The organism is Corallococcus interemptor (assembly GCF_003668875.1).
Classification (GTDB): Bacteria; Myxococcota; Myxococcia; order Myxococcales; family Myxococcaceae; genus Corallococcus; species Corallococcus interemptor.
The window spans coordinates 1-428 of the sequence record NZ_RAWM01000373.1; the positions used below are offsets into that span (position 1 = coordinate 1).

General features: G+C 53.5%; 1 protein-coding gene. It reads right to left on the reverse strand.

What is annotated here, in order from left to right; translation table 11 throughout:
• Nucleotides 1-186 (reverse strand): C2 domain-containing protein (locus D7X96_RS42085; RefSeq protein ID WP_158626693.1); only part of this gene is annotated, 186 nt, incomplete at its 3' end.
• Nucleotides 187-428 lie beyond the last annotated feature (242 nt).

Genomic DNA, 428 nt, shown 5'->3' on the forward strand with positions numbered 1-428 from the left:
GCGTATGAGGAGCTCCTCCTTGAGGTCCCCGACCCGGAAGGCGAACTCCTCGTCCCAGACGGGGTTGGCCGACTTCCTGATCACCTTGGTCTTGGCCCGCTGCCTCCCCAGCTGCAGCTTGGCGTACGGGTCGCCCAGCCCCTGCGCCTCCGCCGCTGGGAGGTTGCGGGCCTCGATGACATGCACCACAAGCCTCATTTCCTTTTTTGTTTTTGTTGTCAAGATTGATTTGGGCGGTCTGCGTGGTTCAAATCAAATCAAGAAGCTTCGACCTCTTCTTTAACCTTTTTTTTCAATTCAGACTGAAATCACCTCTCTTCTTTTTTTGGAAGTTCAGAAGGAAATCATGCTGGCGGTTGGGATCGAATCAAATCAGCGAGAAGTACCAGAAGAAGTTGTTCGCTTGCTGGGTCCAGGAAACGCAGGAG